General features: G+C 63.4%; 28 protein-coding genes and 1 tRNA gene. 15 read left to right on the top strand and 14 right to left on the bottom strand.

Annotation, left to right across the window (positions count from 1 at the left end):
* The first annotated feature begins 25 nt into the window (after window positions 1-25).
* Window positions 26-475 carry a hypothetical protein gene (locus DIC66_RS22830; protein ID WP_147321217.1) on the top strand — a complete coding sequence of 150 codons (450 nt, stop codon included), beginning with the start codon at window positions 26-28 and terminating at the stop codon, window positions 473-475.
* Here the strand turns inward: DIC66_RS22830 and DIC66_RS01415 are convergent.
* The 8 genes from DIC66_RS01415 to DIC66_RS01380 all read right to left on the bottom strand — a co-directional run bounded on the left by DIC66_RS01415 (window position 438) and on the right by DIC66_RS01380 (window position 8,248).
* Window positions 438-653, bottom strand: coding sequence for a DUF2281 domain-containing protein (locus tag DIC66_RS01415; protein ID WP_117173307.1), 216 nt, complete (start codon window positions 651-653; stop codon window positions 438-440). The genes DIC66_RS22830 and DIC66_RS01415 overlap by 38 nt on opposite strands.
* A gap of 125 nt (window positions 654-778) precedes the next feature.
* Window positions 779-1,747 (bottom strand): ABC transporter permease, encoded by a 969-nt coding sequence (locus tag DIC66_RS01410; protein ID WP_117173305.1) that lies wholly within the window; start codon window positions 1,745-1,747, stop codon window positions 779-781.
* Window positions 1,740-2,858 (bottom strand): ABC transporter permease, encoded by a 1,119-nt coding sequence (locus tag DIC66_RS01405; protein ID WP_117173302.1) that lies wholly within the window; start codon window positions 2,856-2,858, stop codon window positions 1,740-1,742. Before DIC66_RS01405 ends, DIC66_RS01410 begins: the two co-directional genes overlap by 8 nt.
* Window positions 2,855-4,387 carry an ABC transporter ATP-binding protein gene (locus DIC66_RS01400; RefSeq protein ID WP_338052470.1) on the bottom strand — a complete coding sequence of 511 codons (1,533 nt, stop codon included), beginning with the start codon at window positions 4,385-4,387 and terminating at the stop codon, window positions 2,855-2,857. The genes DIC66_RS01405 and DIC66_RS01400 overlap by 4 nt, the downstream gene beginning before the upstream one ends.
* Window positions 4,388-4,391: 4 nt before the next feature.
* Window positions 4,392-5,372, bottom strand: a complete 981-nt coding sequence (locus tag DIC66_RS01395) for a BMP family lipoprotein (protein ID WP_117173298.1) — start codon at window positions 5,370-5,372, stop codon at window positions 4,392-4,394.
* A 62-nt stretch (window positions 5,373-5,434) separates the two neighbouring features.
* The gene (locus tag DIC66_RS01390; RefSeq protein WP_117173296.1) at window positions 5,435-6,373 is read right to left on the bottom strand and encodes a nucleoside hydrolase; all 939 of its coding nucleotides are present in this window, start codon (window positions 6,371-6,373) and stop codon (window positions 5,435-5,437) included.
* Between the two features lie 13 nt (window positions 6,374-6,386).
* Window positions 6,387-7,307 (bottom strand): pseudouridine-5'-phosphate glycosidase, encoded by a 921-nt coding sequence (locus DIC66_RS01385; RefSeq protein ID WP_117173294.1) that lies wholly within the window; start codon window positions 7,305-7,307, stop codon window positions 6,387-6,389.
* The gene (locus DIC66_RS01380) at window positions 7,304-8,248 is read right to left on the bottom strand and encodes a PfkB family carbohydrate kinase (RefSeq protein ID WP_158558821.1); all 945 of its coding nucleotides are present in this window, start codon (window positions 8,246-8,248) and stop codon (window positions 7,304-7,306) included. Before DIC66_RS01380 ends, DIC66_RS01385 begins: the two co-directional genes overlap by 4 nt.
* A gap of 63 nt (window positions 8,249-8,311) precedes the next feature.
* On the opposite strand from DIC66_RS01380, the gene DIC66_RS01375 reads away from it, so the two are divergent.
* The 3 genes from DIC66_RS01375 to DIC66_RS01365 are packed head-to-tail and all read left to right on the top strand — an operon-like array spanning window position 8,312 to window position 11,099.
* Complete coding sequence (locus DIC66_RS01375) at window positions 8,312-9,247, top strand: ribokinase (protein ID WP_117173290.1); 936 nt, start codon at window positions 8,312-8,314, stop codon at window positions 9,245-9,247.
* A gap of 8 nt (window positions 9,248-9,255) precedes the next feature.
* Window positions 9,256-10,257 (top strand): nucleoside hydrolase, encoded by a 1,002-nt coding sequence (locus DIC66_RS01370; RefSeq protein ID WP_117174106.1) that lies wholly within the window; start codon window positions 9,256-9,258, stop codon window positions 10,255-10,257.
* The gene (locus tag DIC66_RS01365) at window positions 10,254-11,099 is read left to right on the top strand and encodes an isopenicillin N synthase family oxygenase (protein WP_199534636.1); all 846 of its coding nucleotides are present in this window, start codon (window positions 10,254-10,256) and stop codon (window positions 11,097-11,099) included. The genes DIC66_RS01370 and DIC66_RS01365 overlap by 4 nt, the downstream gene beginning before the upstream one ends.
* 12 nt (window positions 11,100-11,111) lie before the next feature.
* Here the strand turns inward: DIC66_RS01365 and DIC66_RS01360 are convergent, their stop codons facing one another.
* Window positions 11,112-11,486 carry a type II toxin-antitoxin system VapC family toxin gene (locus DIC66_RS01360; RefSeq protein WP_275405198.1) on the bottom strand — a complete coding sequence of 125 codons (375 nt, stop codon included), beginning with the start codon at window positions 11,484-11,486 and terminating at the stop codon, window positions 11,112-11,114.
* Window positions 11,473-11,712 carry an antitoxin family protein gene (locus tag DIC66_RS01355; RefSeq protein ID WP_117173288.1) on the bottom strand — a complete coding sequence of 80 codons (240 nt, stop codon included), beginning with the start codon at window positions 11,710-11,712 and terminating at the stop codon, window positions 11,473-11,475. Before DIC66_RS01355 ends, DIC66_RS01360 begins: the two co-directional genes overlap by 14 nt.
* A 204-nt stretch (window positions 11,713-11,916) precedes the next feature.
* On the opposite strand from DIC66_RS01355, the gene DIC66_RS01350 reads away from it, so the two are divergent.
* The 11 genes from DIC66_RS01350 (at window position 11,917) to DIC66_RS01300 (ending at window position 20,474) form a co-directional block, all read left to right on the top strand.
* On the top strand, window positions 11,917-12,708 hold the full coding sequence (locus tag DIC66_RS01350; RefSeq protein WP_117173286.1) for a sulfite exporter TauE/SafE family protein: 792 nt from the start codon (window positions 11,917-11,919) through the stop codon (window positions 12,706-12,708).
* Between the two features lie 17 nt (window positions 12,709-12,725).
* Window positions 12,726-14,540, top strand: coding sequence for a nitrite/sulfite reductase (locus DIC66_RS01345; RefSeq protein WP_117173284.1), 1,815 nt, complete (start codon window positions 12,726-12,728; stop codon window positions 14,538-14,540).
* 33 nt (window positions 14,541-14,573) lie between these two features.
* Entirely contained in the window at window positions 14,574-14,963 is a 390-nt protein-coding gene (locus DIC66_RS01340) for a DUF934 domain-containing protein (protein WP_117174100.1), read from the top strand.
* On the top strand, window positions 14,960-15,748 hold the full coding sequence (locus DIC66_RS01335; RefSeq protein ID WP_117173282.1) for a phosphoadenylyl-sulfate reductase: 789 nt from the start codon (window positions 14,960-14,962) through the stop codon (window positions 15,746-15,748). Before DIC66_RS01340 ends, DIC66_RS01335 begins: the two co-directional genes overlap by 4 nt.
* Before the next feature lie 7 nt (window positions 15,749-15,755).
* Entirely contained in the window at window positions 15,756-16,688 is a 933-nt protein-coding gene (gene cysD / locus DIC66_RS01330; protein ID WP_117173280.1) for a sulfate adenylyltransferase subunit CysD, read from the top strand.
* A gap of 1 nt (window position 16,689) precedes the next feature.
* Entirely contained in the window at window positions 16,690-18,036 is a 1,347-nt protein-coding gene (locus DIC66_RS01325) for a sulfate adenylyltransferase subunit 1 (RefSeq protein WP_233505740.1), read from the top strand.
* Between the two features lie 138 nt (window positions 18,037-18,174).
* Window positions 18,175-18,504, top strand: a complete 330-nt coding sequence (gene fdxA / locus DIC66_RS01320; protein ID WP_117173276.1) for a ferredoxin FdxA — start codon at window positions 18,175-18,177, stop codon at window positions 18,502-18,504.
* 8 nt (window positions 18,505-18,512) lie between these two features.
* On the top strand, window positions 18,513-19,565 hold the full coding sequence (locus DIC66_RS01315) for an NAD(P)/FAD-dependent oxidoreductase (protein WP_117173274.1): 1,053 nt from the start codon (window positions 18,513-18,515) through the stop codon (window positions 19,563-19,565).
* Between the two features lie 40 nt (window positions 19,566-19,605).
* Window positions 19,606-19,681 (top strand) — tRNA-Asn (locus DIC66_RS01310).
* Between the two features lie 171 nt (window positions 19,682-19,852).
* A complete protein-coding gene (locus tag DIC66_RS01305; RefSeq protein ID WP_233505739.1) occupies window positions 19,853-20,188 on the top strand; it encodes a type II toxin-antitoxin system RelE/ParE family toxin in 336 nt (111 codons plus the stop codon).
* Window positions 20,172-20,474, top strand: a complete 303-nt coding sequence (locus DIC66_RS01300) for a helix-turn-helix domain-containing protein (protein ID WP_117173270.1) — start codon at window positions 20,172-20,174, stop codon at window positions 20,472-20,474. Before DIC66_RS01305 ends, DIC66_RS01300 begins: the two co-directional genes overlap by 17 nt.
* Window positions 20,475-20,491: 17 nt before the next feature.
* Here DIC66_RS01300 and DIC66_RS01295 read toward each other — a convergent pair whose 3' ends face one another.
* The 4 genes from DIC66_RS01295 to DIC66_RS01280 are packed head-to-tail and all read right to left on the bottom strand — an operon-like array spanning window position 20,492 to window position 25,124.
* Window positions 20,492-21,652 carry an ATP-binding response regulator gene (locus DIC66_RS01295; protein WP_158558820.1) on the bottom strand — a complete coding sequence of 387 codons (1,161 nt, stop codon included), beginning with the start codon at window positions 21,650-21,652 and terminating at the stop codon, window positions 20,492-20,494.
* A 16-nt stretch (window positions 21,653-21,668) separates the two neighbouring features.
* The gene (locus DIC66_RS01290; protein WP_158558819.1) at window positions 21,669-22,091 is read right to left on the bottom strand and encodes a response regulator; all 423 of its coding nucleotides are present in this window, start codon (window positions 22,089-22,091) and stop codon (window positions 21,669-21,671) included.
* A gap of 2 nt (window positions 22,092-22,093) precedes the next feature.
* A complete protein-coding gene (locus DIC66_RS01285) occupies window positions 22,094-24,445 on the bottom strand; it encodes an ATP-binding protein (RefSeq protein WP_117173264.1) in 2,352 nt (783 codons plus the stop codon).
* Window positions 24,423-25,124 carry a biliverdin-producing heme oxygenase gene (locus DIC66_RS01280; RefSeq protein ID WP_147321215.1) on the bottom strand — a complete coding sequence of 234 codons (702 nt, stop codon included), beginning with the start codon at window positions 25,122-25,124 and terminating at the stop codon, window positions 24,423-24,425. Before DIC66_RS01280 ends, DIC66_RS01285 begins: the two co-directional genes overlap by 23 nt.
* Window positions 25,125-25,147: the final 23 nt, after the last annotated feature.

Genomic DNA, 25,147 nt, shown 5'->3' with positions numbered 1-25,147 from the left:
TTCCGCACAGCGGGCGCAACGGCCCATGATTTCACGGGTGAAAAGGATTGGTAATTGTCAGCCGGTCCAGCACCCGCTGGCCATGCTGCATGTCTTCGCTATAGAGGGTGGTGCAACCGGCATCCAGGGCTGCTGCAACGATCAGGCTGTCCCAGTAGCTGAAGGCATTTTTATTGCGCAGCTAAGATGCGAGCACATATTGCGCGACAGGCGTGTGCACGATTTCACAAGTGGCACTCCAGTCGAGCACAAACTGCCGCAAGTCATCTTCGGTTCGCTTGAACTTCTTCAAGAGATTGCAGCAGGTTTCCCGAATGATTTGGGAGTTGATTTTGGGCCTGTCCAAGCTGAAGACAAAACCCTGCGCGCGCTGATGTTTCTGGTCCAACGGGTTGGTGACAAATGCATAGAGCCAAATATTGGTATCCACCAGTACGTTAGCGCTCATTTGCCTCTTCCCGGCTCAGAGGCTTGAAGTCATTCACAACCAATGGGTTCAAAATCCACTTTGCCAAAGGCGATTGCGCCAAAGTACCGGCTTTTGGTTGCACCGTCTGATTTTGCTTAACCAACAATTCCACAAAATCAAACACATCAGCCTGCTTGGCTTCAGGCAAAGCTTGCAGTTGGCGAATCAGATCAGCATAGCCCATGGGTACCTCCTAAGCTTTGGCCAAAGACGTGTTCGCCGCCCCAGATTTTCGTGACCACAACAGCGAACGCCCTTCGCAAATGATCTTACCTGTCTGAGCCAGACTTTGCGAGCCGCTTGACCTGCTCAGCGCTCTTTCAGATACGGCTTGCCCAGCGCCTGCGGCGCCACTGCCTTGCCAATGAAGCCGGCCAGCAGCACCACCGTCAGCACGTAGGGCAAGGCCTGGATGAACTGCACTGGCACCTCGCCTACCAGGGGCAGCGGCACGCCTTGCAGACGAATGGCTGCGGCGTCCAGAAAGCCGAACAGCAGGCAGGCCCACAGCGCGCCAAAGGGCAGCCAGCGGCCAAAAATCAGAGCGGCCAGTGCCATGAAGCCGCGCCCGGCCGTCATGTTGGCGGAGAAATTGGCGCTTTGGGCCAGCACCAGGTAGCTGCCGGCCAGGCCACACAGCATGCCGTTGAGTGCAAGCGCGGTGTAGCGCAGACGCAGCACCGAGACACCGGCGGCATCCACCATCTGCGGGTTCTCGCCCACGGCGCGCAGGCGCAGGCCGAAGCGCGTGCGAAAAAGCAGCCACCACACCGCAGGCACCAGCGCGTAGGCAAAGTAGACCAGCGCGTTGTGCGTCAAAAAGCCCTCGCCCAGAACCCGGCCAATGAAGGGAATGAAGGCCAGCAGCGTGCCGGCCTGCGGGAACAGCGGCTGTATGCGTACGCTGGTGTCCACCGGCGGCGTCTGTCCGCCCTGGGCAAACCAGGCGATGCCCAGCACCACCGTCAGCCCCACGGCAATGATGTTGATGGCCACGCCCGACACCACCTGGTCGCCCCGGTAACTGACACAGGCCAGGCCGTGCATCCAGGACAGCAGCACCGCCACGCCCATGGCAGCCAGCAGGGCCAGGCTGGTGGAGCCCGACACGGCACCCACGGCGCCTGCGGCAAAGGCGGCGAACAGCATCTTGCCCTCCAGCCCTATGTCCACCACGCCGGAGCGCTCGGAGAACAGACCGGCCAGCGCGCACAGGATCAGCGGTGTGGCCAGCCGCAAGGTGGAGGCCAGCATGGCACCCAGCGAGGCTTCATCCATGGCGTGCTCCCGAAATGCCCGGAACAAGCCGCAGGCCTGCTGCCACCAGGGGCGCGATCACATAGGTCATGGCACCCGAGAACAGCACGATAAAGCCCTGCAGCATCACCACCATGTCGCGGCTGAAGCCCGGCACGTCAAACGCCACCTCGGCCCCGCCCTGGAACAGCGCGCCAAACAGCACGCTGGCAAACACAATGCCCACCGGATGGTTGCGCCCCATCAGGGCCACGGCAATGCCGGTGAAGCCGGCACCACCCACGAACTCCAGAATCAGCTTGCCGCTGACACCGGCAATCTCGTTCATGCCCACCATGCCCGCCAGTGCCCCCGAGACCGCCATGGCAATCAGGGTTTGGTGCCGGGACTTGATGCCGGCATATTCCGCCGCACTCGGGCTGGAGCCCACGGCGCGCAAGCGGTAACCCGCGCGGCTGCGCCACAGAAACAGGTACACGCCCACGCAGGCCAGCAAGGCCAGCACCAGGCTCAGGTTCAGGGGCGAGGCAGGCCACTCCACACCCACCCAGGCCAGTGCCTGCTGCATGCCCGGCAGCTTGGCCGAATCGGCAAAAATGGCGCTCTCCAGCGCCATCATGCCCTTGGGCCGCAGGTGGTTCACCAGCAGGTAGACCAGGATGGAGCTGGCAATGAAGTTGAACATGATGGTGGTGATCACCACATGGCTGCCGCGGTAGGCCTGCAGGTAGGCCGGCACGGCCGCCCACAGCAGGCCAAACAGCATGCCCGCCAGCAGCATGAGGGGCAGCATGGCCCAGGCCGGCAGGCTGGCTGAAAGAAAAAGTGCCGCCAGGCCAGTGCCCAGGCCACCCATCACGGCCTGCCCCTCGCCGCCAATATTGAACAGGCCGCCATGGAATGCCACGGCCACGGCCAGGCCGGTAAAGATGAAGGTGGTGGCGTAGTACAGCGTATAGCTCAAGCCCCGCAGCGTGCCAAAGGCGCCCTGCACCAGGGCCGTCATGACTTCCACCGGGCTTTGCCCCACCATGGCCACCACGCCAGCGGCGGCCAGCAAGGCCACGGCCAGGCACACGGCGGGCAGCAGCACCAGATCGGCCCAGCGCGGCAGGGGCAAAGGCACACTCATTGGCTTCCTCCGGTCATCAGCAGGCCCAGGCCGGCCTCGGTGCAATCGCCAATGGCCAGCTCACCGGCAATGCGGCCCTGGTTCATCACGATCACCCGGTCCGACAGGGCCAGAATTTCGTCCAGCTCGCTGGACACCACCAGCACGGCGCATCCCGCATCGCGCATGGCACGCAGCTGGCTGTAAATGAATTCGATGGCGCCTATGTCCACCCCGCGTGTAGGCTGGCCTACCAACAAGACTTTGGGGCTTTGGCCCAGCTCGCGCGCCAGCACCAGCTTTTGCTGGTTGCCACCCGAGAACTTGCTGGACGGCAGGCTGGTATCGCGCGGGCGCACGTCAAATCGCTCCATCATGGTGGCGGTGGCCGTCGTCATGCCCACGTGCCGCATCCAGGGCCCGCTGCGGTATTGCGGCAGGCCGTCGTAGCCCAGCACCGCCGACTCCCAGGCTGCAAAAGCCATCACCAAGGCGCGCGCATGGCGGTCCTCGGGCACATGGGCCAGGCCCAGGCTGCGGGCGGTTTGCGGGTCCAGCCAGTGCGGTGGCGTAAAGCGCTGGCCGCACACGGTGAGTTCGCCCTGCGTGGGCGTGAGCAGGCCGCTGAGCACATCGAGCAGCTCGCTCTGGCCATTGCCAGACACACCGGCAATGCCCACCATTTCACCGGCACGCAGCTGCACATCAATGCCCGAGAGGCGCAGCACATTCAGGCTGTCGCGCACTTCCAGGCCGCGGGCTGCCAACAGCACTTCGCCGGGCGTGTGCGCGGCTCCCTCCACACGCCCCATATTCACCTTGCGCCCCACCATGGCCTCGGCCAGGCCGGCAATGGTGGCCTGGGCAATGGGCAACTCCTGCACCACCGCACCAGCACGCATAACGGTGACCCAGTCGCACAAGGCCATGACTTCCTTGAGCTTGTGGGTGATCAGAATGATGGTGGTGCCCTGCGCGCGCAGGCCGCGCAGCACATCGAAGAGCTGCACCGTTTCCTGGGGCGTCAGCACCGCGGTGGGTTCATCCAGAATCAGCACCTTGGCGCCACGGTACAGGGCCTTGAGGATTTCCAGTCGCTGCCGGTCACCCACGGCCAGGTCCGCCACCAGGGTGTCCAGTTGCACGTGCAGGCCAGTGGACTGCATCAGCGCTTCGAGCTTGCCGCGCACCTGCGCAGTGGCGCGCAGCAGCAGCCAGTGCGGCTCGGCGCCCAGCATCACGTTTTCCAGTGCGGTGAGTGTGTCCACCAGCATGAAGTGCTGGTGGACCATGCCAATGCCAAGCGCGATGGCGTCGTCGGCATTGCGGATGTCGGCGTCCTGCCCATTGACCGCAATGCTGCCGGCATCCGCACGGTAAAACCCGTACAGCACCGACATCAGCGTGCTCTTACCCGCGCCGTTCTCGCCCACGAGGCCATGCACCGTGCCCGAGCGCACACAGAGGCTCACGTCCACATTGGCACGCACAGCGCCGAAGCGCTTGTGGATGCCACGCATGTGCACCGCAATCGGTGCTGCTGCTGTCACTGCTTTAGTACTTGCAGGCGTTGTCGGCCATGTAGTCGGCCACCTTGATCTTGCCGCTGATGATGTCAGCCTTGGCGGCTTCCACCTTCTTCTTCATGGCGGGCGTAACCAGTTTGGCGTTGTTGGCATCCATGGCGTAGTCCACTCCGCCCTCTTTCAGACCCAGCACGGTCATGCCGGGCGTGAATTTCTTGGAGACGTTGTACACCGCCACATCCACGCGCTTAAGCATGGAAGTGAGCATGGTGCCGGGCTGCAGGTGGTTCTGGTTGCTGTCTACACCAATGGCCAGCATGTTGCTGTCCTTGGCGGCCTGGTAGACACCGGTGCCAGTGCCACCAGCTGCGGCAAACACCACATCGGCACCCTTGGCAAACTGGGCCTTGGCCAACTCACCGCCACGCGCCGGGTCGTTCCAGGCCGCACCGGTGGTGCCGGTCATGTTCTGGAACACCTCGGCCTTGGGGTTGGCGTACTTGGCGCCCTGCTCATAGCCGCACTCAAATTTGCGGATCAGGGGGATGTCCATGCCACCCACAAAGCCGACCTTGCCGGTCTTGCTGGCCAGTGCGGCCATCGTGCCGACCAGGAAGCTGCCTTCCTGTTCCTTGAAGACCACGGACTGCACATTGGGCAGGTCCACCACCATGTCCACGATCACGAAGTTCAGCTTGGGGAATTCCTTGGCCACTTTTTCCACTGCAGAGGCTTGCGAGAAGCCCACGCTGATGATGGGGCTGGCACCCTTTTCGGCCATGCGGCGCACCGACTGCTCGCGCTGCGATTCGTTAGTCACTTCGAATTCGAGGTACTTCTTGCCGCTTTCCTTCTTCCACTTCTGCATGCCGTTGTAGGCGGCTTCGTTGAAGGACTTGTCAAACTTGCCGCCCATGTCATAAATGATGGCGGGTTCGGCCATGGCTGCAAAACTCGTGGCCATCGCCGCGGCCAGCACTCCCAGTTTCACATTGCTCAGAATTTGCATGAAGTATCTCCGTTGATTGCAGGTTGAAAAAATTGATAGTACAGACTAAACGCGTTGCAGGTTCATAGGGTTTTCAGCCGCCGCGTCAGCAGCTTGAAAAACCCTTGGGCATCCACCACCCGCATCACCGTGGCGTTGATGGGCCGATGGGTTATACCCCACCAGTCCACCACGGTCATGCCCATGGTCAGCTCGGAGCCGCATTCGATGGTGACGTTGCATTCGCGGCCCTGAAACAGTTCGGGCTTGAGCAGGTAGGCGATCACGCAGGGGTCGTGCAGGGGGCCGCCATCACTGCCGTATTTCAGCTCGTCATAGCGCTCAAAAAATTCCAGCAGCTCCACCGTGGCCTGGGCCACCGGTGTGCCCAGTGCACCAATGGCGGCGATGCGCTTCCTGGTGGTCAGCACCTGGTGCGTCACATCCAGCGGCATCACCACCAGCGGGATGCCGCTTTCAAACACCACATGCGCGGCATGCGGGTCTACATAGATGTTGAACTCGGCCGCCGGTGTGATGTTGCCGCCTTCCGAGAAGCCGCCACCCATCATGACGATCTGCTGCACGCGCAGGGCAATGTCGGGCGCGCGCTGCAGGGCCAGGGCGATATTGGTCAGCGGCCCCAGGGTGCACAGCGTGACCACACCTGCGGGCTGGCGTCGGACCTCTTCCACAATGAAGTCCACCGCGTGCTGCTCTTGCAAGGCCATGGTGGGCTCGGGCAGGTCCGGGCCGTCCAGGCCGGTGCGTCCGTGCACATGCTCGGCGGTCACCAGGTTGCGCACCAGGGGACGGCTGGCACCGGCAAACACGCGGGTCTGGGGCTTGCCGGCCAGCTCGCAAATCTTGCGCGCATTCTTTTCGGTCCAGCGCAGCGGCACATTGCCCGCCACCACGGTAATACCCAACACCTCCAGCTCGGGTGAGGCCAGCGCCAGCAGAATGGCAACCGCGTCGTCCTGCCCGGGGTCGGTGTCAATGATGATTTTCTGGCGTGCCATACCTGCGGGCGCTTTAACCGGCATTGAAGGCAATGGCAATGGCCGCCGCCAGTCGTGCGTTGTTCAGCACCAGTTGGATATTGGACGCCAGACTGTCACCCCCGGTTAATTGGTTTACCCGCGCCAGCAAAAACGGCGTGGACTCCTTGCCTGCAACGCCCTGCTGCGCAGCCTCTTGCAAGGCCTGCTCAATGGCCTGGTCAATGGCGGCGCGCGGCATGGCATAGGCCTCGGGAATCGGGTTTGCAACAACCATGCCACCCTGCAGGCCCATAGTCCATTTGGCCTTGAGCACGGCGGCTATGGCTTGCGGGGAGTCGAGCCGGTAGTCCACCTTGAAGGCGCTGTCGCGGGTAAAGAAGGCGGGCAAGGCATCGGTCTGGTAGCCCACCACAGCCACGCCGTGGGTCTCCAGGTACTCCAGCGTCAGACGCAGATCCAGGATGGACTTGGCACCGGCACAGACCACTGCCACCGGCGTATGGGCCAGCTCCTGCAGGTCGGCCGAGACATCAAAGCTCTCTTGCGCACCGCGGTGCACGCCGCCTATGCCACCGGTGGCAAATACCCGTATGCCGGCCATGGCGGCTATCACCATGGTGGCGGCCACGGTGGTGGCGCCTGTTGCCTTGCTGGCCACGATGAAAGGAATATCGCGCCGGCTGACCTTGGTGACAGCGTGTCCGGCTTTTCCGAGTTGCTCGATCTCGTCACGCGACAGGCCGGCCTTGAGGCGGCCATTCACGATGGCGATGGTGGCGGGCACGGCACCGTGTTGGCGCACTTCGTCTTCCACCTGCAGGGCCGTGGCCACGTTTTGCGGATAGGGCATGCCATGCGAAATGATGGTGGACTCCAGTGCCACCACGGCTTGGCCGCTGGCAAGGGCTTGTTGCACCTCGGGTGCAATGTCCAGAAAGGCTTGGCTTGTCATGTGTTGTGTGTTTCAAGGTGTGCGCGAATGGCGGCCACACTCAGTTCAGGTGCATTGGCGAATGTACTGGATAAGGTGAGCTCGGCGCAGGCCATTGCGAATGGCACCGACAGTTCCAATGGCATGGCCTGCAAATGGCCATAGACCAGGCCACTGAGCAAGGCGTCGCCCGCCCCGGTGGCGCTGGCCATGGGTACCGGCCGCGCCGGGTGGTGGCCGGTGGCGCCCGCCGCATCACACCACACAGCCCCCTGTGCCCCCAGACTGAGCACCACCTGGCGCACGCCACGCTGGTGCAGTGCCTGTGCTGCCGATTGGGCAGAGGGCACGTCAACGATCTCCAGCCCGGTGAGTGCCTGCGCCTCCATGCGGTTGGCCTTGAGCGTGTGAAGACGCCCCAGCACCGGCAGCAGCTTCTGGCATTTGGCCACCGAAACGGCTTCGGCAAACACCACCGGGTGCGCCAGGTCGTGGCACAACCAGTGCAGCACGTCGGGGCGCACATTGCAGTCCACCACCACGGCCTGCGCTGCCGTCAACAAGCCCGCGTGCCGGGCCAATAGCGCGGGGGTGAGCCGCTCCAGAATACCCATGTCATTCACCGCCACGCCCATGTCGCCATCCACCCCGTGCAGGGACAGGTAGGTGGCCGTGCGCTCGCCCGGGAGCGTCGCGCAGGCCGCCAGGTCCAGACCGATGGCAGCTGCGGCCTGGCGCAGCACAGCCGCAAACGCATCGTCCCCCAGCACGCTGAGCAGGCGCCCATCCACCCCCAGGCGCAGCAGGTTTTCCGCCACATTGCGGGCCACGCCGCCAGGGCTGCACAGGATGCGGCCCGGGTTGGAGTCACCCATCACGGGCGCGGCGTGAGAGTGGGCAGAGATGTCCAGATTGGCGCCGCCGATCAGAGCGACATACGGTTTGCAGGGAGACAGGGGCATGGCCAGATTAGACAGAAGTTTAGACGGCACAATACAACGCTTTAGGTAACACGAAGGCTCGCAATGATTCTGGTAGCAGGCTCCGCCAATCTGGACTTTGTGGTGCGGGCCGACCATATTCCTGCCCCCGGCGAGACGGTGCTGGGGCGCGACTTCAAGACCTTCCCCGGCGGCAAGGGCGCCAACCAGGCCGTAGCCTGCGCCCGCGCCGGAGGTGTCGCCACCCACATGCTGCTGGCCCTGGGCAACGATGCCTTTGCCAAGCCGCTGGAAGAGTCGCTGGATGGCGCAGGCGTGCAGTTGCACACCGTGCGCGAACCCTTCCACCCCACTGGCACGGCCTTTATTTGCCTGTCCAAGGCCGGTGAAAACGCCATCACCGTGGCGCCCGGTGCCAATACCTGTCTGCGGCCTGAGCATTTGCCCAAGCTGACGGGCTTCACCCACTTGTTGCTGCAACTGGAAACCCCGCTGCACACCGTGCGGGCCTATGCCCAGGCGGCGCGCCACGCGGGTGTGGCTGTGGTGCTGAATGCCGCCCCCGCCCAGGTGCTGGAGCCCGAACTCCTGGCCCTGGTGGACATCCTGGTGGTGAACGAAGGCGAGTTGGCTACCGTGGCCCAGCACAGCGGCAGCATTGCCGAGTGCCTGGCCCAACTGAACGTACCCACGGTGGTGGTGACGCTGGGCTCCCACGGCTGCCTGGCCCGCCACCAGGGCACCCTGCATTGGCAAACCGCCTTTGCCGTGAACCCGGTGGACACCACCGGCGCCGGAGACACCTTTTGCGGCAGCCTGTGCGCCGCCCTGAGCCAGGGCCAAAGCCTGCCCGACGCCCTGTTGTATGCCAGCGCAGCAGCAGCCCTGGCCTGCACCAAACTCGGCGCGCAAAGCAGCGTACCCACTGCACTTGAAGTGGCCACCCTGCTGCAACAGCAAGCCGACACCAACAACCCCACCGCACTGGCCGCGCTGCGCGCCCTGTGCGGCCTGAACTGAAAGCCCGCATGCCCACTGCCAGCCTGAACGCGCCCCGCAAAGTCATCTACGACACCGACCCCGGCGTGGACGACGCCATGGCCCTGTACTACGCACTGGCCCACGCCGGTGTGGACGTGGTGGGCATCACCACCACCTTTGGCAATGTCACTGTGGAACAGGCCGCCACCAATGCGCTCTACCTTACCGCCATTGCCGGCTTTGAGATCCCCGTGACCAAGGGCGTGGCCCGGCCCTGGGTCAAGGCCTCCGAGCCGCCACCGGATTACATCCACGGCGCCGACGGCCTGGGCAACCTGCCTGTGCGCGAGGTCACCCGCAACACGCTGGACCCGCGCTCCTCGGCCCAGTTCATCGTGGACATGGCACGCGCCCACCCTGGTGAAATCACCCTGGTGGCGGTGGGCCCGCTGGGCAATTTAGCCACCGCGCTGAAGCTCGCACCCGAGTTGCCCACGCTGGTGCGCGAAGTGATTCTGATGGGCGGCACCGTGGTGGAGCCGGGCAATGTATCGCCCGTGGCCGAGGCCAATATCTGGAACGACCCGCACGCTGCCGATCTGGTGTTCACCGCCGACTGGAAGCTCACTATGGTGGGCCTGGACGTGACGCACCAGGTGATCCTGCCGGTCACCCTGTTTGGCAAGATTGCCCAACACCAGCAGCATGTGGCCACCGACACCTTGCTGCATGCGGTGAAGTTCTACGCCAATTTCTACAGCGACCTGTACCCGCATGTGGCCGAGATCCACGGCTGCTTTGGCCACGATGTGCTGGCCTTTATCTACCTCACCAACCCTGAGCTTTTTCAATTGGAGAGCGGTCGCATGCGCGTGGCCGTGGACGGCCTGGCCCAGGGCCAGACCATGCTGCGGCGCAAGCGCATTGACTACCCGCAGGCCGGTTGGGAAGCCGAAGAGTCCATGACCCACGCCTGCATGGAAGTCGATGCCGTGGGTGCCAGCCAGGTGCTGGAAGCCACGCTGATGGGCCAGTGGCTCGCGCGATGATGCACCTGCCCATTGTTGATTTCACCAGCCCCACTGCGCCACAGGACTTTTGTAAAAGCCTGCACGAAACCGGCTTTGGCGTGCTCAAGAACCACCCGCTGGACCAGAACCTGGTGCAGGGCATTTACGACGAGTGGTTGGCCTTCTTCCAGAGCGACGCCAAGAACAAGTACGCACAAGACCCGGTGAAGTTTGACGGCTACTTTTCACCCAAGGTATCGGAAACCGCCAAGAACCACACCAAGAAGGATGTGAAGGAGTTCTTTCACATCTACCCCTGGGGCCGCTACCCCACGGAGGTGTCGGACGCCGCACGCCGCTACTACGCCTTGGGCAGTCACCTGGCGACCACACTGTTGCAGTGGGTGGACGACAACTCACCTCCGGAGGTGAAGGCCCGCTATTCCATGCCCCTGTCGCGCATGCTGGAGGGCAGCGACCACACGCTTTTGCGAGTGCTGCACTACCCGCCCCTGACCGGCCAGGAAGAGCCCGGTGCCGTGCGCGCCGCCGCCCACGGCGACATCAACCTGCTGACCATCCTGCCCGCCGCCACCGAGCCGGGCCTGCAGGTGCTGGGCAAGGACGACGCCTGGCACGACGTGCCCTGCGACTTTGGCCTGCTGATTGTGAACATCGGCGACATGCTGGAGGAGGCTTCCGGCCACTACTTCCCCTCCACCGTGCACCGGGTGCTCAACCCCACGGGCGAGGCCGCCCAAAAGCCCCGCATCTCGCTGCCGCTGTTCCTGCACCCCGTGCGCGACGTGGTGCTGTCGGAGCGCTACACGGTGGGCAGCTATTTTGATGAGCGGATGCGGGAGTTGCGGGGGAGTTATTGACAGAGCATTGGCCTATAGGCCAAGAGCCTGAAGCCTGCGGACCATCGCCTGATCCAATGTCAGCAGACGCAGGGATCCAGAAATGGCCGTAGCGGCAACGATGGCATCAGGGAGTTTGAACGCGCCACTGCGACGCAAAGTTATCGCAAGGGCTTCCACTTGCGGGTCCAACATGCGTACCTGACATGCCGCCAGAAACGACTGGATAGCCTTGTCTTCTTCGTCCGTGAGTTGCGGATAGCCCAAAAGCTCCATACGGGTGATCTGGCTTACCGCTGCCCTTTCCAGGGCCAAGCCACTTTGTTCGGCCAGCACCAACGCAGGGCCATGGCCCTTGAGCAGGCCAATGACCATATTGGTGTCCAGCAGGAACTCAATCCCAGTCACTGCGCAAGGCGTTCTGAGTGGATACTGGGTCGTCGTTTAGATTCGGCGAGTCTTTTAGAACGCCCGACCACTTCTTCCAGTCTGCAGGCGACGCGGAGCTGCCTGCCTCGTCAACGTAAGCTTTTGACAGGCGCAGGATCACCAAATGCTCGTTTTCATCGAACTTGACGGGTTCCAGCGGCTGAATAACGCCGGCTTTGGAAATGGCTTCAATGGCTTGGTACATGGAGGAACTTCCGGAGGATGTGCCTTGAATTGTGCAGCAGTCTGGGAAATAGGTACATAAATCCCCACATCGGCTTGGTTGCCGGTGACCAGGCTCGTAAGAACACCACTTCTGCAATTTCCGCAGAAGCTTATTCATCTCCCGCATATCGGTATAGCCAAAATATCGTTTTCAATCTAAGCCTAGCTGACTACAGTCGCCCGGATGCATGAATTAGCGTTTGTTATTGCGGGTTTTGTGGTGGGAACCATTGTGGGCCTCACCGGTGTGGGAGGCGGCTCGCTCATGACGCCTATCCTGATCTTTGTTTTTGGCATCAAGCCCTATCTGGCCGTAGGCACCGATTTGCTGTTTGCAGCCTTCACCAAGATGGGCGGCACCGTCAAGCTTGCGCGCGCCAACCGCATTGACTGGCCTGTGGTGCGCAATCTGTCCATGGGCAGCATTCCGGCCTCGCTCATCACTCTGTACGTGCTGCACACCGTGGGCCCGGCCAACCCCCAGGTGCAGTCCGTGATGACCACCACACTGGGCTGCGCCCTGCTGCTCACGGCTGCGGCCACCTTCTACAAGGCCGTGCGCGGCAAGGCCAGCCCGACGCACATTGCTGCGGGCCAGGAGCTGGTGGCTGCCACGCCCAAACACTGGAGCCTGCCGCTGCTGTTTGGTGCTGTGATTGGCACATTGGTCACCCTGACCTCGGTCGGCGCCGGTGCGATTGGCGTGACCGCGCTGATGCTGCTCTACCCCTTGCTGCCCCTGCACCGCATCATTGCGGCCGACATCGCCTATGCCGTGCCACTCACATTGGTTGCTGGCTTGGGCCACGCCACCCTGGGTGCGGTGGACTGGTCCATGCTGATCGCGCTGCTGTGCGGATCGCTCCCCGGCATCTGGGTGGGCTCGCACCTCACGCCAAAAGCACCCGAACGCCTGATACGCTCGCTCCTTTCCTTTTTGTTGGCCTATGCAGGCCTGAAACTCATTGCCCTGTAAACAGGACCTGAAGAACCATGTACCAATACACCGACTTTGACCGCCAGTTCATCCGCTCCCGTGCCGACCAGCACCGCGACCAGTTGGAGCGCAACCTGGCAGGCACCCTGAGTGACGATGACTTCCGCCCCCTGCGCCTGCAAAACGGCTGGTACATCCAGCGCTACGCCCCCATGCTGCGCGTGGCCGTTCCCTATGGCGAGCTGGCCAGCCGCCAGCTGCGCGTGCTGGCCCGCATTGCCCGCGAGTACGACCACCCCTCCAAAGAAGTGTTTGACAAGGCCATTGGTACCCAGGCCACCTGGGGCACTACCCATCTGCCCGTGGGCTATGGCCACTTCACCACGCGCCAGAACGTGCAGTTCAACTGGATTCCGCTGACCAAGAGCGCCGACGTGATGGACCTGCTGGCCACCGTGGACATGCATGGCATTCAGACCAGCGGCAACTGCATCCGCAACATCACCAGCGACGAGCTGGCCGGTGTGGCGCCCGACGAGCTGGCCGACCCCCGCCCCTTCGCCGAAATCATGCGCCAGTGGAGCACGCTGCACCCCGAGTTCGCCTTCCTGCCGCGCAAGTTCAAGATCGCCATCACCGGCGCAACCGCTGACCGCGCGGCCACCTACTGGCATGACGTGGGCCTGCACCTGATCCACAACGAGGCGGGCGAGCTGGGCTTCCGCGTGCTGGTGGGCGGCGGCATGGGCCGCACCCCGGTGATCGGCAGCGTCATCCGTGAGTTCCTGCCCTGGAACCAGATCATGAATTACCTGGAAGCCGTGGTGCGCGTCTACAACCGCTGGGGCCGCCGCGACAACCTGTACAAGGCCCGCATCAAGATCCTGGTGAAGGCCGAGGGCCAGCGCTATATCGACGAGGTGGAAGCCGAGTACACCCAGATCATCACAGCTGACGGCGCACCCCACACCATCACCCAGGCCGAGCTGGACCGCGTGACCGCCAGCTTTGTGCCGCCCACGCTGGACTTGAACGCCGCACCCGCCTCCACTGCCAAGGTGCCCGCCGAACGTCAAGGCGACTATGAGCGCTGGCTCAAGCAAAACGTGGCCGCGCACAAGAACCCGGCCCTGCGCTCGGTCACCCTCTCCTACAAGCGCCTGGGCCAGGCCCCGGGAGACGCCGATGCCGACCAGCTCGACACCGCAGCCGACCTGGCCGACCAGTTCTCCGCAGGTGAAGTGCGCGTCACCCACGACCAGAACCTGCTGCTGCCCTGGGTGCGCGCAATCGACCTGCCCGCCCTGTGGGTGGCCGCCAGCCACGCCGGACTGGCCCGCTCCAACGTGCGCCTGCTCACCGACATGATTGCCTGCCCCGGCGGCGATTTCTGCGCCCTGGCCAATGCCCGCTCCATCCCCGTGGCCGCAGCCATCACCGAGCGCTACCAGGACATGGACGAACTGCACGACCTGGGCGAGATTGACCTGCACATCAGCGGCTGCATCAACTCCTGTGGTCACCACCACAGCGGCCACATCGGCATCCTGGGCGTGGACAAAGACGGCAAGGAGTGGTACCAGGTGTCGCTGGGCGGCTCGGACGGATCCACCCTCAGCGGCCCGGCCCTTGCCGGCAAAGTGGTGGGCCCGTCGTTTGGCGCGTCCGAAATCCCCGGCGTGATCGAAGCCGTGCTGGACACTTTCCGCAAAGAACGCCAGGGCCGCGAGACCTTTATTGACACCCTGCGCCGCGTCGGCTTCGATGCCTTCAAGGTGGCGGCCAACGCTGCACGCCTGGTCGACCCGCATGCCGAACTGAACCAACTGCCCAAGGCGCCCGGCTATGCCCGCGACGCGCAGGAAGCCTGAGAAAGAGTAGATACCAAGATGACCCAACTGACCATGAAACTGCTCTCTGCGGCTGACGCCAGCACCTCGGACGCCGCCGCCAACACCCTGGTGGTGGCCAACACCGAAGACGTCCGTGATTTGAAGCTCGATGGCGTGACGCGCATCGACCTGCACTTCCCCAAGTTCACCGATGGCCGCGCTTACACGCAAGCCTTTTACCTGCGCCGCCGCGCCGGCTTCACGGGCGAAATCCGCGCCACGGGTGATGTGCTGATTGACCAGCTGGTACAGATGGAGCGCCAGGGCTTCAGCGTGGCCGTGCTGCGTGCCGACCAGAACCTGGACTTTGCGCAAAAGCAGTTTGACCGCTACCGCGCCTTCTACCAGGGTGATGCAGTGACCGCCAAGCCGGTCTTCAGCCGCGAAGGAGCCACCGTATGAGCGCCATAGACCTCAACGCCCGCCCCTCGCGCGACTTCAGCCTGCACATTGCCGAGGCCCAAAGCGTGCTCTCGCAAGCGGCGGCCCAGTACGCGGCGTCGGAGGGCGGCACGGCCCTGATCACCCAGGCCTCCAGCCTGGGCGCCGAGGACGTGGTCATCAGCCACATCATCAACAGCCTCAAGCTCGACATCGGCATCTTCGTGCTGGAGACCGGCCGCCTGCACAAGGAAACCCTGGAGCTCCTGGAGCAGTTCAAGGCCGATTCCCGCGCACCCGTCACCGTCTACAAGCCGGTGGAAGAGTCGGTAGTGCAGTTCGTGGCCAAGGAAGGCCTGGACGCCATGTACAAGAGCATTGACCTGCGCAAGGCCTGCTGTGGCATCCGCAAGATGGAGCCGCTGGAGCGCGCCCTCAAAGGCAAGGAAGCCTGGATCACCGGCCTGCGCCGCGAGCAAAGCGGCGCCCGCGCCGAAGTGCCGCTGGTGGACGTGTCCGAGAAGCGCGTCAAGATCAACCCCCTGGCCAACTGGACCTGGGGCGACGTGTGGCACTACATCAAAGAGAACAAGGTCGCCTACAACCCGCTGCATGACGCCTTCTTCCCCAGCATCGGCTGCGAGCCCTGCACCCGCGCCATCAGCATGGGTGAAGATTTCCGCTCGGGCCGCTGGTGGTGGGAGGACGAAGCCGCCAAGGAATGCGGCCTGCACGTCAAACACGCCGACGGCACCGATTCTGCCGCCGTCTCTGCACTGCCCGTCTCGGCACTGCCCACCGCATAAAGCATTTATGAACGCCATGACAGACCCACACCACTTCGAGCGTCTCTCCAACCAGCACCTGGACGCGCTGGAAGAAGAAACGATTTTTATCCTGCGCGAAGTCGCAGCCGCCTTCGAGCGCCCCACCCTGCTGTTCTCCGGCGGCAAGGATTCACTGGTCATGCTCAAGTGCGCCGAAAAAGCCTTTGGCGCGGGCCGCATCCCCTACCCGCTGCTGATGATTGACACCGGCCACAACTTCCACGAAGTGACCGACTTCCGCGACTTCCGCGCCAAGGAGCTCGGTGCCGAGCTGATCGTGCGCAGCGTGGAAGACTCCATGGCGCGTGGCACCGTGCGCCTGGCCCATCCGGGCGAGAGCCGCAATGTGCACCAGTCGGTCACGCTGCTGGAAGCGATTGAAGAATTCCGCTTCGATGCCCTGATCGGTGGCGCCCGCCGGGACGAAGAAAAGGCCCGTGCCAAGGAACGCATCTTCAGCCACCGCGACAGCTTCGGCCAGTGGCAGCCCAAGGCCCAGCGCCCCGAACTGTGGACCCTGTTCAACACCCGCCTGCAGCCGGGCGAGCACTTCCGCGTGTTCCCCATCTCCAACTGGACCGAGTTGGACGTGTGGCAGTACATCGAGCGCGAAAAGATCGCCCTGCCTTCGCTCTACTACACGCACAAGCGCAATGTGGTGGAACGCAAGGGCCTGCTGGTTCCCGTGACCGAGCTCACGCCTCCGAAAGACGGCGAAGTGGTGGAATCACGCGACGTGCGCTTCCGCACCGTGGGCGACATCACCTGCACCTGCCCGGTGGAAAGCACGGCCGCCACAGCCGCCGACATCGTGATCGAAACCCTGTCTGCCGATGTGAGCGAACGCGGTGCCACCCGCATGGACGACAAGACCTCCGAAGCCTCCATGGAAAAACGTAAAAAAGATGGGTACTTCTGAAATGACCACCGCAACTACAACCCTCTCCCCGTCTGCCTCTGCGGAACACGGCGACATCTCTTCCGCCCTGCGCTTCATCACCTGCGGCTCGGTGGACGATGGCAAGAGCACGCTGATTGGTCGCCTGCTGGTGGACAGCCGCTCGGTGCTGCTGGACCAACTGGCCAATGTCTCCAAGAGTGGCGAGGCCGACCTGGCCCTGTTCACCGATGGCCTGAGCGCCGAGCGCGAGCAGGGCATCACCATTGACGTGGCCTATCGCTACTTCGCCACACCGGCGCGCAAGTTCATCATTGGTGACGCGCCCGGCCACGAGCAGTACACCCGCAATATGGTGACCGCTGCCAGCAGCGCCCACGCCGCCGTGGTGCTGGTGGATGCCACCAAGCTGAAATGGCAGACCGAGGGCGTGCTGGACCTGCTGCCGCAGACCCGCCGCCACTCGCTGCTGGTGAACCTGCTGCGCGTGCCCGGCATTGTGTTTGCCGTCAACAAGCTCGACGCGCTGGAGTCCGCCGACAAGCCCGAAACATTGGGCAACGCGGCTAAGGCCTTCCAGAAGATCAAGGAAGCACTGGAGCAGTTTGCCAAGGACGCAGGCATCACTATCACCGCCATCGTGCCGATCTCGGCCCTCAAGGGTGACAACGTGGTGCACGCCTCTGCGGGCTGGTGTGGCTACACCGGCCCGAGCCTGCTGACCATCCTGGAGCAGTTGCCTGTCACGGCGCCAGAAACTGAAGTGCCGTTTGCCTTCCCGGTGCAGTGGGTGGAAAAATTCTCCGCCAGCAGCGACACCAGCCAGGGTCGCCGTGTGTTCTGGGGCCGTGTGGCCACCGGCAGCGTGCAGCCCGGCCAGCAAATTTCCATTCTGCCCAGCGGCCAGACCGCCACGGTGGCCCAGGTGCTCAACCATGCACGCGTGCCCGGCAATGTGCTGGCCGGTCACGGCGCCGGCATCATCCTGGACCGCGAAGTGGACGTGTCGCGCGGCGACTGGCTCTTGGCCGCTGTCGATGCACCCAAGCACTTCGAACCCACCCGTGAAATCAGCGCCACCGTGGCCTGGATGGACGACGAGCCCCTGGTGGCTGGACGTGTCTACTGGGCACTGCACGGCCACCGCTGGATCAAGGCCAAGATCAAGCGCATCGTGCACAGCCTGGACATCAACACCCTGGAAGAGCACGAGGCAACCCAGATCTTGCCCAACGCCATTGGCCACATCGAGCTTGCCTTGCAGGAGGCCATTGCCGCCGTGCCCTACAAGACCTCACGCGTGCTGGGCTCGCTGATTCTGGTGGATACGGCCAGCCACAAGACCTCGGGCGCACTGCTGCTGAATTGATTCAGCGCAACGCTCAGAGCAAGCTTGGTAACCCTGATGCCAGGGTTGTCAGCTTTTGCCAATAAAATCGGGGGCTGCGGTGCACGGACTGATTCCTGTGTGCACCCCCTGTGTCCAACTTTTGTCCGAAATTCCAAAATGACCCACATCGTCACCGAAGCCTGTATCAAGTGCAAATACACCGACTGCGTCGATGTGTGCCCTGTGGACTGCTTCCGCGAAGGCCCCAACTTCCTCACCATCGACCCCGATGAGTGCATCGACTGTGCGGTCTGCATCCCCGAATGCCCGGTGAACGCCATCTACGCTGAAGAGGACGCACCGCGCGACCAGCAGCACATGATCAAGCTCAACGCCGAACTGGCCCTGCTGCCCTCCTGGAAGAGCATCACCAAGCGCAAGGCGCCGCTGCCCGATGCCGATGAGTGGAAAGACAAGACCGACAAGCTCTCGCAGCTGATTCGCTAAGGCTGGCCATGATCGAGACCGACGCCCTCATCATCGGCGCCGGACCGGTCGGCCTGTTCCAGGCCTTCCAGCTCGGCCTGCTGGAAATCTCCTCGCACATGGTGGACGCCCTGCCCTACGTGGGCGGTCAGTGTGTGGAGTTGTATGCCGACAAACCCATTTACGACATTCCTGGCGTGCCGGTCTGCACCGGCCGCGAGCTGATTGAAAGCCTGCAGAAGCAGGTAGCGCCCTTCAAGCCCACCCTGCACCTGGGCCAACTCGTCAGCAGCGTCGAGCGCCAGAGCGATGGCCGCTTGCGGGTGGCCACCAGCACCGGCACCACCTTTCTTGCCAAGACCCTGTTCATTGCCGCCGGTGTGGGCGCCTTCCAGGCCCGCATGCCCAATGTGGAGGGGCTGGCTGCGCACACGGACAAGCAGGTGCACCTGGGCTTGCCAGAAGGCGCACAGTGGGCAGACCGCGATGTGCTGGTGCTGGGTGACTCCGACACGGCATTGCAGGCCGCCATCTCTCTGGCAGAACAAACAGCCCCACCCAAGTCCGTGAGTCTGATGCACAGGCGCAATGTGTTTGTGGCCGAACCCGACACCATCGCCAGCTTCAACGCCCTGGTGGCTGCGGGCCGCATTCAGTTTGTGGCCGGGCAACTTACGGGCATGGAAGAAGCCGCAGGCCGCCTCACCGCAGCCCTTTACCTTGATGCAGCAGGCGCACAACAAGCCCTGCCCGTGGATGAACTGCTGGTGCTGCTGGGCCTGTCCCCCAAGCTCGGGCCGGTGGCGCACTGGGGCCTGGACATGGAGCGCCGCCAAATCAAGGTCAACACCGAGACCTATGGCACCGACCAGCCCGGCATCTTCGCCGTGGGCGACATCAACACCTACCCCGGCAAAAAGAAACTCATCCTGTGCGGCTTCCACGAATGCGTGTTGGCCGCCTTTGGCGCAAGCGCCATCGTGTTTCCCGACAAGCGCGTGCTGCTGCAGTACACCACCACCAGCACGCGGCTGCATGCATTGCTCGGCGTAGATTCTTCAGGGCCCGTCCAAAAGCCCTAAAAAGTTACGCTATAATTTGAGGCTGCAAACAATGCAATATTCCTCGATAGCTCAGTTGGTAGAGCGCCGGACTGTTAATCCGTAGGTCCCTGGTTCGAGCCCAGGTCGAGGAGCCAAATTGATAAAGCCCCGCACGAAAGTGCGGGGCTTTTGTCTTTTCTGGGGGCCCAAAACGCAGCATCTTCTGTTCACCCCGGCAAGCCTTGAAAAATATGGCTTTAAATGCATAATTCTGCAAGGCTTGGGACATCCTTTTCCACGACGCTTTTGCCTCCGAATTCGATGCATTGAACGAATCTTTGCAGGATGAATTGCTGGCGCATGCCCTGTTGCTACGGGACTTTGGTCCCACGCTTGGACGTCCAACAGTAGACACGCTGAAAGGCTCGAAGCACACCAACATGAAGGAAATGCGGTTTGCGTGGGTTGGAGAGGTCTGGCGTGTTGCGTTCGCGTTTGATCCTGAACGTAAAGCGATTCTGCTGGTCGGCGGCGACAAAGGTGGCGCAGACCAGCGTCGGTTCTATAAACGGCTGATCGCGGTGGCCGATGAACGATTTGATGAACACCTGACAACACTGAAAATGTCAAAGAAGGAGCGCCAACATGGCAAAAAATCTTGATCAAGTTTTGGCTGGCCTGCCAGCGAAGCGCCGTGCTGCGATTGAGGTGCGTGCAGACAACCTGGCCACTTTGAAGGATTTGCGCATCGCGGTGGAACAGACCCAGCAGGATCTGGCGCTTGCGCTCGGTGTTGGACAGGACACGATTTCCCGTCTTGAAAAACGCAGCGATATGCTGCTTTCCACCTTGCGCCGTTATATAGAAGGCATGGGTGGGACTTTGGAGCTTGTAGCGCAGTTCCCAAACCGCCCACCAGTGGTCATTGACCATTTGACCCACCACTGACAGACCGATCGCATACTTCACGCGGGCAGTGCCACCGCCTCAAGCGCAAACCAGAAGCAGCTGCCCACGCCGACGGTGCTTTGGACGCCCATGTGCCCGCCCATCATTTCCACCAGTCGCTTGCTGATCACCAGGCCCACGCCGGTACCGGTGATGGTGCCCGCCTCCTGGCCCAGGCGGTTGAAGGGCTGAAAGAGTTGTGCCAGTTGCGCCTCTGACAGACCCAGGCCGGTGTCCTCCACGCTGACGCGCACAAGCGCCCCGTCTTCGGCTGTGCAGCGCACGTCTATGCGACCGCCGCTGCGGTTGTATTTGATGGCGTTGGTCAGCAGGTTGAGCAGGACCTGTTTGATGCGCACCGGATCAGCCTGCACCATGCATGGCTGCGAAAAGACCGGAAAGTGCAGATCAATGCCGCGCGCCAGCGCCAGCGGCTGGATCATGGCATTGCAGTCGGCCAGCACCTCGCCCAAGGACACCTCCTGCGACAGAAGCACCATGCTGGCCGAATCGATGGCGGAAAGCTCCAGGATTTCATTGATCAGACCCAACAGGTACCACCCCGCCTGCAGAATCTGCTTGACGCTTTTTTGCTGTCCCGGGGTGGGTGGTGGCTGGCCTGTCTCAATCAGCTGGGTGAAGCCCAGTATCACATTCAGTGGCGAGCGCAACTCATGGCTCATGCGCAGCAGGAACTCGGTCTTGGCCAAGTTGGCCGCATCGGCCTCGGCCTTGGCGATCACCAGGGCTGACTCGATGCGCTTGCGCTCAAGCAGCAGCGAGAAGCGGTCGATGGCGTTTTCAATCGCCCGCGTCAGGCTGTCGGTGCTGGCCCAGCGCTTGCCGATGTAGTCCTGCGCACCGGCACCCAGCAGCTGTTGCCCCTCGTCCACCGAAGCGCCCGTGACCACCACCACAGGGCAACACGGCAGGTCGCTGCCTTGGCACAAGGCGGCGAGCACTTCCAGCGCATTCATGTCAGGCAGGGCATAGTCCAGCAGCACGCAGTCCACCGCGCCGTGCTCCGGGGCCAACACCATGCGCACGCCATCAGCACCCAGCGCGGCCTGGCTGAACTGGAAGCGGCGCCGGCCGCTTTGCAGCAGCATCTGGCGCAGATCGGCGCAGTCATCCGCGTTGTCATCGATCAGCAGGATGTGCAGGGTCGGTCTTTTCATAGGTAAGTAAACAGGTTCAGCCCGGCAGCGCAACGCTGCACAGCCAGTAAGTGAAAATTTGCTGCAACACCTGCAGATGCAGGGCATGGTCCACCGGCTTGACGTGGTATGCGTTGACGCCGCTGGCGTAGCAGGACTGCAGATCGCGCGGGTTGGCGGATCCGCTCAGCACCACCAGAGGCATGGTCTTGAGGGCCGGATCCCGGCGGATTTCCCGCAGGGCCTCGCGGCCATCGTCGCCCGGCGTGTTCAGGTCCAGTAGCACCAGCAGCGGTGCAGCCGTGCGGCCCCGCATTTCACCACGCAACAGACGCATGCAGGCGTCGCCGGAGGTGGCGCGCACCACCGTCTGGGTCAGACCCGCCCGCCGTGCGGCATCCTGCACGGTGGCAAAGTCTTCATCGGAATCTTCGACCACCAGAATGGACCGCTTATGCACGGCTATTGGCTGCCCGGCATGCCGGGCAAGGTGAAGTAGAAGCTGCTGCCCACACCCGGGCTTGATTCCAGCCAGACGCTGCCGCCATGCCGCTGCACCAGCTTTTGCACGATGGTCAGGCCCGCGCCCGCGCCACCGCCATATTCATCACGCCCGTGCAGGCGCTTGAACAGGCGAAACACCTGCTCGTGGTGCCGCGGCTCGATGCCGATGCCCTGGTCACTGACATAGAAAATGGTGTGGCCAGCGGCCTCCAGCGGGACTCTGGGGCGCACCGCCTGCTCGTCAGCGGCGATGTAGCCCACCTCGATGCGGGCCTCGTCGCCGCGTTTGTATTTCATCGCGTTGGACAGCAGGTTGCTGTAGATCTCGCGCACCCGCAAAGGGTCACACAACAGGCTCGGCAGGGGGCGTGGCAGCGTGAGGCGGCAGGCACTGCCCGTTCGGCGCGCACCGACCATCTCGATGGCCTCCTCAAGCAGCAGATTCAGGTCGACCGTCTCAAACTCCAGCTCCATGCGCCCCACCTGCGAGAAGTGCAGCAGGGAGTCAAGCAGGCTGTCCATGCGCAAAGTCAGGCGCATCAGGCTCTGCACGCGCTGGCGGTTGTCGCCGTCGATCTCGATGGCGCTGTCCAGCAACTGGTGCGCATAACGGTGGATGCCGCGCAGCGGCTCCTTCAGGTCATGCGAGGCCACGTAGGCGAAGGCGTCGAGCTCTTCGTTGCTGCGGGTCAGGTCGGCGTTGAGCTCGGCCAGCTGCGCATCGCGGGCAAGCACCCGCTCCAGCACCAGCAGGCGCAGGCGCAGCGCCGCATCCACCTCGATGCCCGACCAGGGCAGCGAGCGGGCGCGCACCGATTCGAGGAACAGCTCGAACGACATGCGCGGCGTGAGCCGTGCGCCGTGCGGGCCCAGGCGGGGCTGCTTGCCCGTGGGCTTGCCCGCCCACGCGATGGTTTGTTCGGTCTGGGGGCGAAACCAGAGCAGCAAGCCGCGGCGCTGGCGCGACAGCGAAACCGCCAGCAGCCCGCTGGCAATCGCCTCCAGCCCGATGGCTGCCGGACACACGCTGGATAGCGCCTCCGTGACGAAGACCGGGCGCGTGGTCGAATCCAGCGAGGGCTGCTGGTACAACCAGTCCGCCAGGGCATCGAGCTGCGCCACCACGGGCACGCGGCCCACGCAAGACCACACACCCTCATGGCAGAGTGCTGCGCCGCCCGCCTCCATGGCGTCCAGCAAGGAGGGCTGGAAGGCCGTCAGGGCCAGCAGGTCACCATCACGGGCAGAGCGCGCCACCAGCTGCTGGTGCACATCCTCCATCTTCAGGCGGTAGGCGAATTGCTCTGCCTGCTCGGCCGATTTGAGTTGTAGGGAGGCCACCTGTGCCAGCAGCTCGCAGGCTGCGCGCACCGGATAGGGGAAATGCGTAGGGCTGTTGTGCTGGCAGGCGATCAGGCCCCAAAGCTCGCCATCTCGCAGGATAGGCATGGTCAGCGAGGCGGCAGCGCCCATGTTGGCCAGGTACTCGGTGTACATCACCGAGGCGCCGCGCAGGGCGCAATGCGTCATGTTCAGCGGCAGGCCGGTATCCGGGTTGGCCAGCGGCAGCAGTTCCACCAACGGGCCCGCTGCATTCGGCAAAGGCCGGATCCACAGCAGCTTGTACATATCGCGCGCCTGCTGCGGGATGTCGGCGGCCGGGTAGTGCAGCCCCAGCCAGGGTGCCAGCGCCTCGCGTTTGCTTTCGGCAATGACTTCGCCATGCTGGTCGGCATGGAAGCGGTAGGCCATGACCCGGTCCAGGCCCGTGAGGGCGCGCACTTCCTCGACCAGCTGCTGGCAAAAATCGCGCACATTGTCGGCATTCTGCAGGCGCGCAACGGCCGCCTTCACCAGCAGGAAGAAGTCGCCATCGGCATGCAGGTCTGCACGGCCACTGGCCTCGAACTCCAGCACCGCCACACCCTCGCTGATGTGCACGCAGGCATCCAGTGCCGGCCCTGCGGCGCGCGCTGGCAGCGTGAAGGCATAGACCGCACCGCGCCCGCGTGCCTCGCGTGCCAGCAGCTCATGCAGGCGTGCCTGTGCCACTGCGCCCACTACACAGGCTACGGGTTGCCCCAATAGTTCTGCAGCCGCCAAGCCCAGGTGCTGCAGCGTGTTCTCGCTGGCCTGCAGGATGCGCAGGTCGCCCAGGCGCAGCACCAGCAGGGCCCCATGGGCCTGGATGCAGCCCGGGGTCTGCACTGGTTCGCTCTCGCAACTCTCCAGCGTGGTTCCGTGGCGTTTGGTGCTGTAGGGGCCGAGGCCCCAGGGTGGTGTGGGCTTAGGGGCTGCTGGCTGCTGCATGGCGTGGGCTGTCTGGTGATGGCACTGGGTAAGTGGCCTGTAGAGGGGCTGGCACCCATTGCGCAGTAATGCGTTCCGGATAGAGCCAGTGGTCAAGCGTTTCAAAGGTGCTGTTGGCGCTGGCAACGATGGCGTCGCCAGCGCCCGACTGCAGGGCAAAGGCAGTCAGGTGGGCACCAAATTCCTTCCAGCGTGAGCCGGTCTGCGCGCCATAACCGGCAAAGAAGGCCGCGCCGGACTCTGGCGTCAGGCCCAGGCTTGCCTGCAGGTGCCGGGTGATGATCTGCCCGCCCAAGGTGGCGCCTTCCAGCACATACAGGCAACCAAACAGCTGTGCTGTGGTCTCCACCGTGGGCAGCGCGCTGCAGGATGGAAGGCCGTGCAGGCGCGCTGGCAAGAGGCCCAGGGCCAGCAGGTCTTGCGCCAGCAGTGCGGACTTGTAGCGGGCAGCATAGGCAAAGCCCGCTTCTGCCCAGCCCGGTGAGCCGCGCAGGCGCAGCTCCAGCGGGGCGTAATAGCCATAGAAGCGGCACAGGCAATCAAGGTAGCGCTCACGTGAGAGAGCAGGGTCCAACAACACCGAGCGCGACTCCAGTGCGCCGTGGCGGGCACGGGTTTCGTTTTTGAGGCGCTGCAGACAGGGCTCGGGGCTTGGCTTTGAGGGTGTGGGATGAAACATGTGCTCCTCATCATCGAGGCAGG

The sequence above is a fragment of the Rhodoferax lacus genome (assembly GCF_003415675.1).
Lineage (GTDB): Bacteria > Pseudomonadota > Gammaproteobacteria > Burkholderiales > Burkholderiaceae_C > Allorhodoferax > Allorhodoferax lacus.
Note: the sequence above shows the minus strand (reverse complement) of the source record. Positions and strands in the feature narration are given on the sequence as shown.

Coding starts and splice junctions, on each gene's coding strand:
- DIC66_RS01385 (WP_117173294.1), bottom strand. CDS start 7,307: ATGACAAGCCAAGCCTTTCTGGACATTGCACCCGAGGTGCAACAAGCC.
- DIC66_RS01315 (WP_117173274.1), top strand. CDS start 18,513: ATGATCGAGACCGACGCCCTCATCATCGGCGCCGGACCGGTCGGCCTG.
- DIC66_RS01380 (WP_158558821.1), bottom strand. CDS start 8,248: ATGCCCCTGTCTCCCTGCAAACCGTATGTCGCTCTGATCGGCGGCGCC.
- cysD (WP_117173280.1), top strand. CDS start 15,756: ATGAACGCCATGACAGACCCACACCACTTCGAGCGTCTCTCCAACCAG.
- DIC66_RS01375 (WP_117173290.1), top strand. CDS start 8,312: ATGATTCTGGTAGCAGGCTCCGCCAATCTGGACTTTGTGGTGCGGGCC.
- fdxA (WP_117173276.1), top strand. CDS start 18,175: ATGACCCACATCGTCACCGAAGCCTGTATCAAGTGCAAATACACCGAC.
- DIC66_RS01285 (WP_117173264.1), bottom strand. CDS start 24,445: ATGCAGCAGCCAGCAGCCCCTAAGCCCACACCACCCTGGGGCCTCGGC.
- DIC66_RS01410 (WP_117173305.1), bottom strand. CDS start 1,747: ATGGATGAAGCCTCGCTGGGTGCCATGCTGGCCTCCACCTTGCGGCTG.
- DIC66_RS01295 (WP_158558820.1), bottom strand. CDS start 21,652: ATGAAAAGACCGACCCTGCACATCCTGCTGATCGATGACAACGCGGAT.
- DIC66_RS22830 (WP_147321217.1), top strand. CDS start 26: ATGATTTCACGGGTGAAAAGGATTGGTAATTGTCAGCCGGTCCAGCAC.
- DIC66_RS01405 (WP_117173302.1), bottom strand. CDS start 2,858: ATGAGTGTGCCTTTGCCCCTGCCGCGCTGGGCCGATCTGGTGCTGCTG.
- DIC66_RS01370 (WP_117174106.1), top strand. CDS start 9,256: ATGCCCACTGCCAGCCTGAACGCGCCCCGCAAAGTCATCTACGACACC.
- DIC66_RS01325 (WP_233505740.1), top strand. CDS start 16,690: ATGACCACCGCAACTACAACCCTCTCCCCGTCTGCCTCTGCGGAACAC.
- DIC66_RS01340 (WP_117174100.1), top strand. CDS start 14,574: ATGAAACTGCTCTCTGCGGCTGACGCCAGCACCTCGGACGCCGCCGCC.
- DIC66_RS01355 (WP_117173288.1), bottom strand. CDS start 11,712: ATGTACCAAGCCATTGAAGCCATTTCCAAAGCCGGCGTTATTCAGCCG.
- DIC66_RS01300 (WP_117173270.1), top strand. CDS start 20,172: ATGGCAAAAAATCTTGATCAAGTTTTGGCTGGCCTGCCAGCGAAGCGC.
- DIC66_RS01335 (WP_117173282.1), top strand. CDS start 14,960: ATGAGCGCCATAGACCTCAACGCCCGCCCCTCGCGCGACTTCAGCCTG.
- DIC66_RS01280 (WP_147321215.1), bottom strand. CDS start 25,124: ATGTTTCATCCCACACCCTCAAAGCCAAGCCCCGAGCCCTGTCTGCAG.
- DIC66_RS01350 (WP_117173286.1), top strand. CDS start 11,917: ATGCATGAATTAGCGTTTGTTATTGCGGGTTTTGTGGTGGGAACCATT.
- DIC66_RS01395 (WP_117173298.1), bottom strand. CDS start 5,372: ATGCAAATTCTGAGCAATGTGAAACTGGGAGTGCTGGCCGCGGCGATG.
- DIC66_RS01365 (WP_199534636.1), top strand. CDS start 10,254: ATGATGCACCTGCCCATTGTTGATTTCACCAGCCCCACTGCGCCACAG.
- DIC66_RS01345 (WP_117173284.1), top strand. CDS start 12,726: ATGTACCAATACACCGACTTTGACCGCCAGTTCATCCGCTCCCGTGCC.
- DIC66_RS01390 (WP_117173296.1), bottom strand. CDS start 6,373: ATGGCACGCCAGAAAATCATCATTGACACCGACCCCGGGCAGGACGAC.
- DIC66_RS01415 (WP_117173307.1), bottom strand. CDS start 653: ATGGGCTATGCTGATCTGATTCGCCAACTGCAAGCTTTGCCTGAAGCC.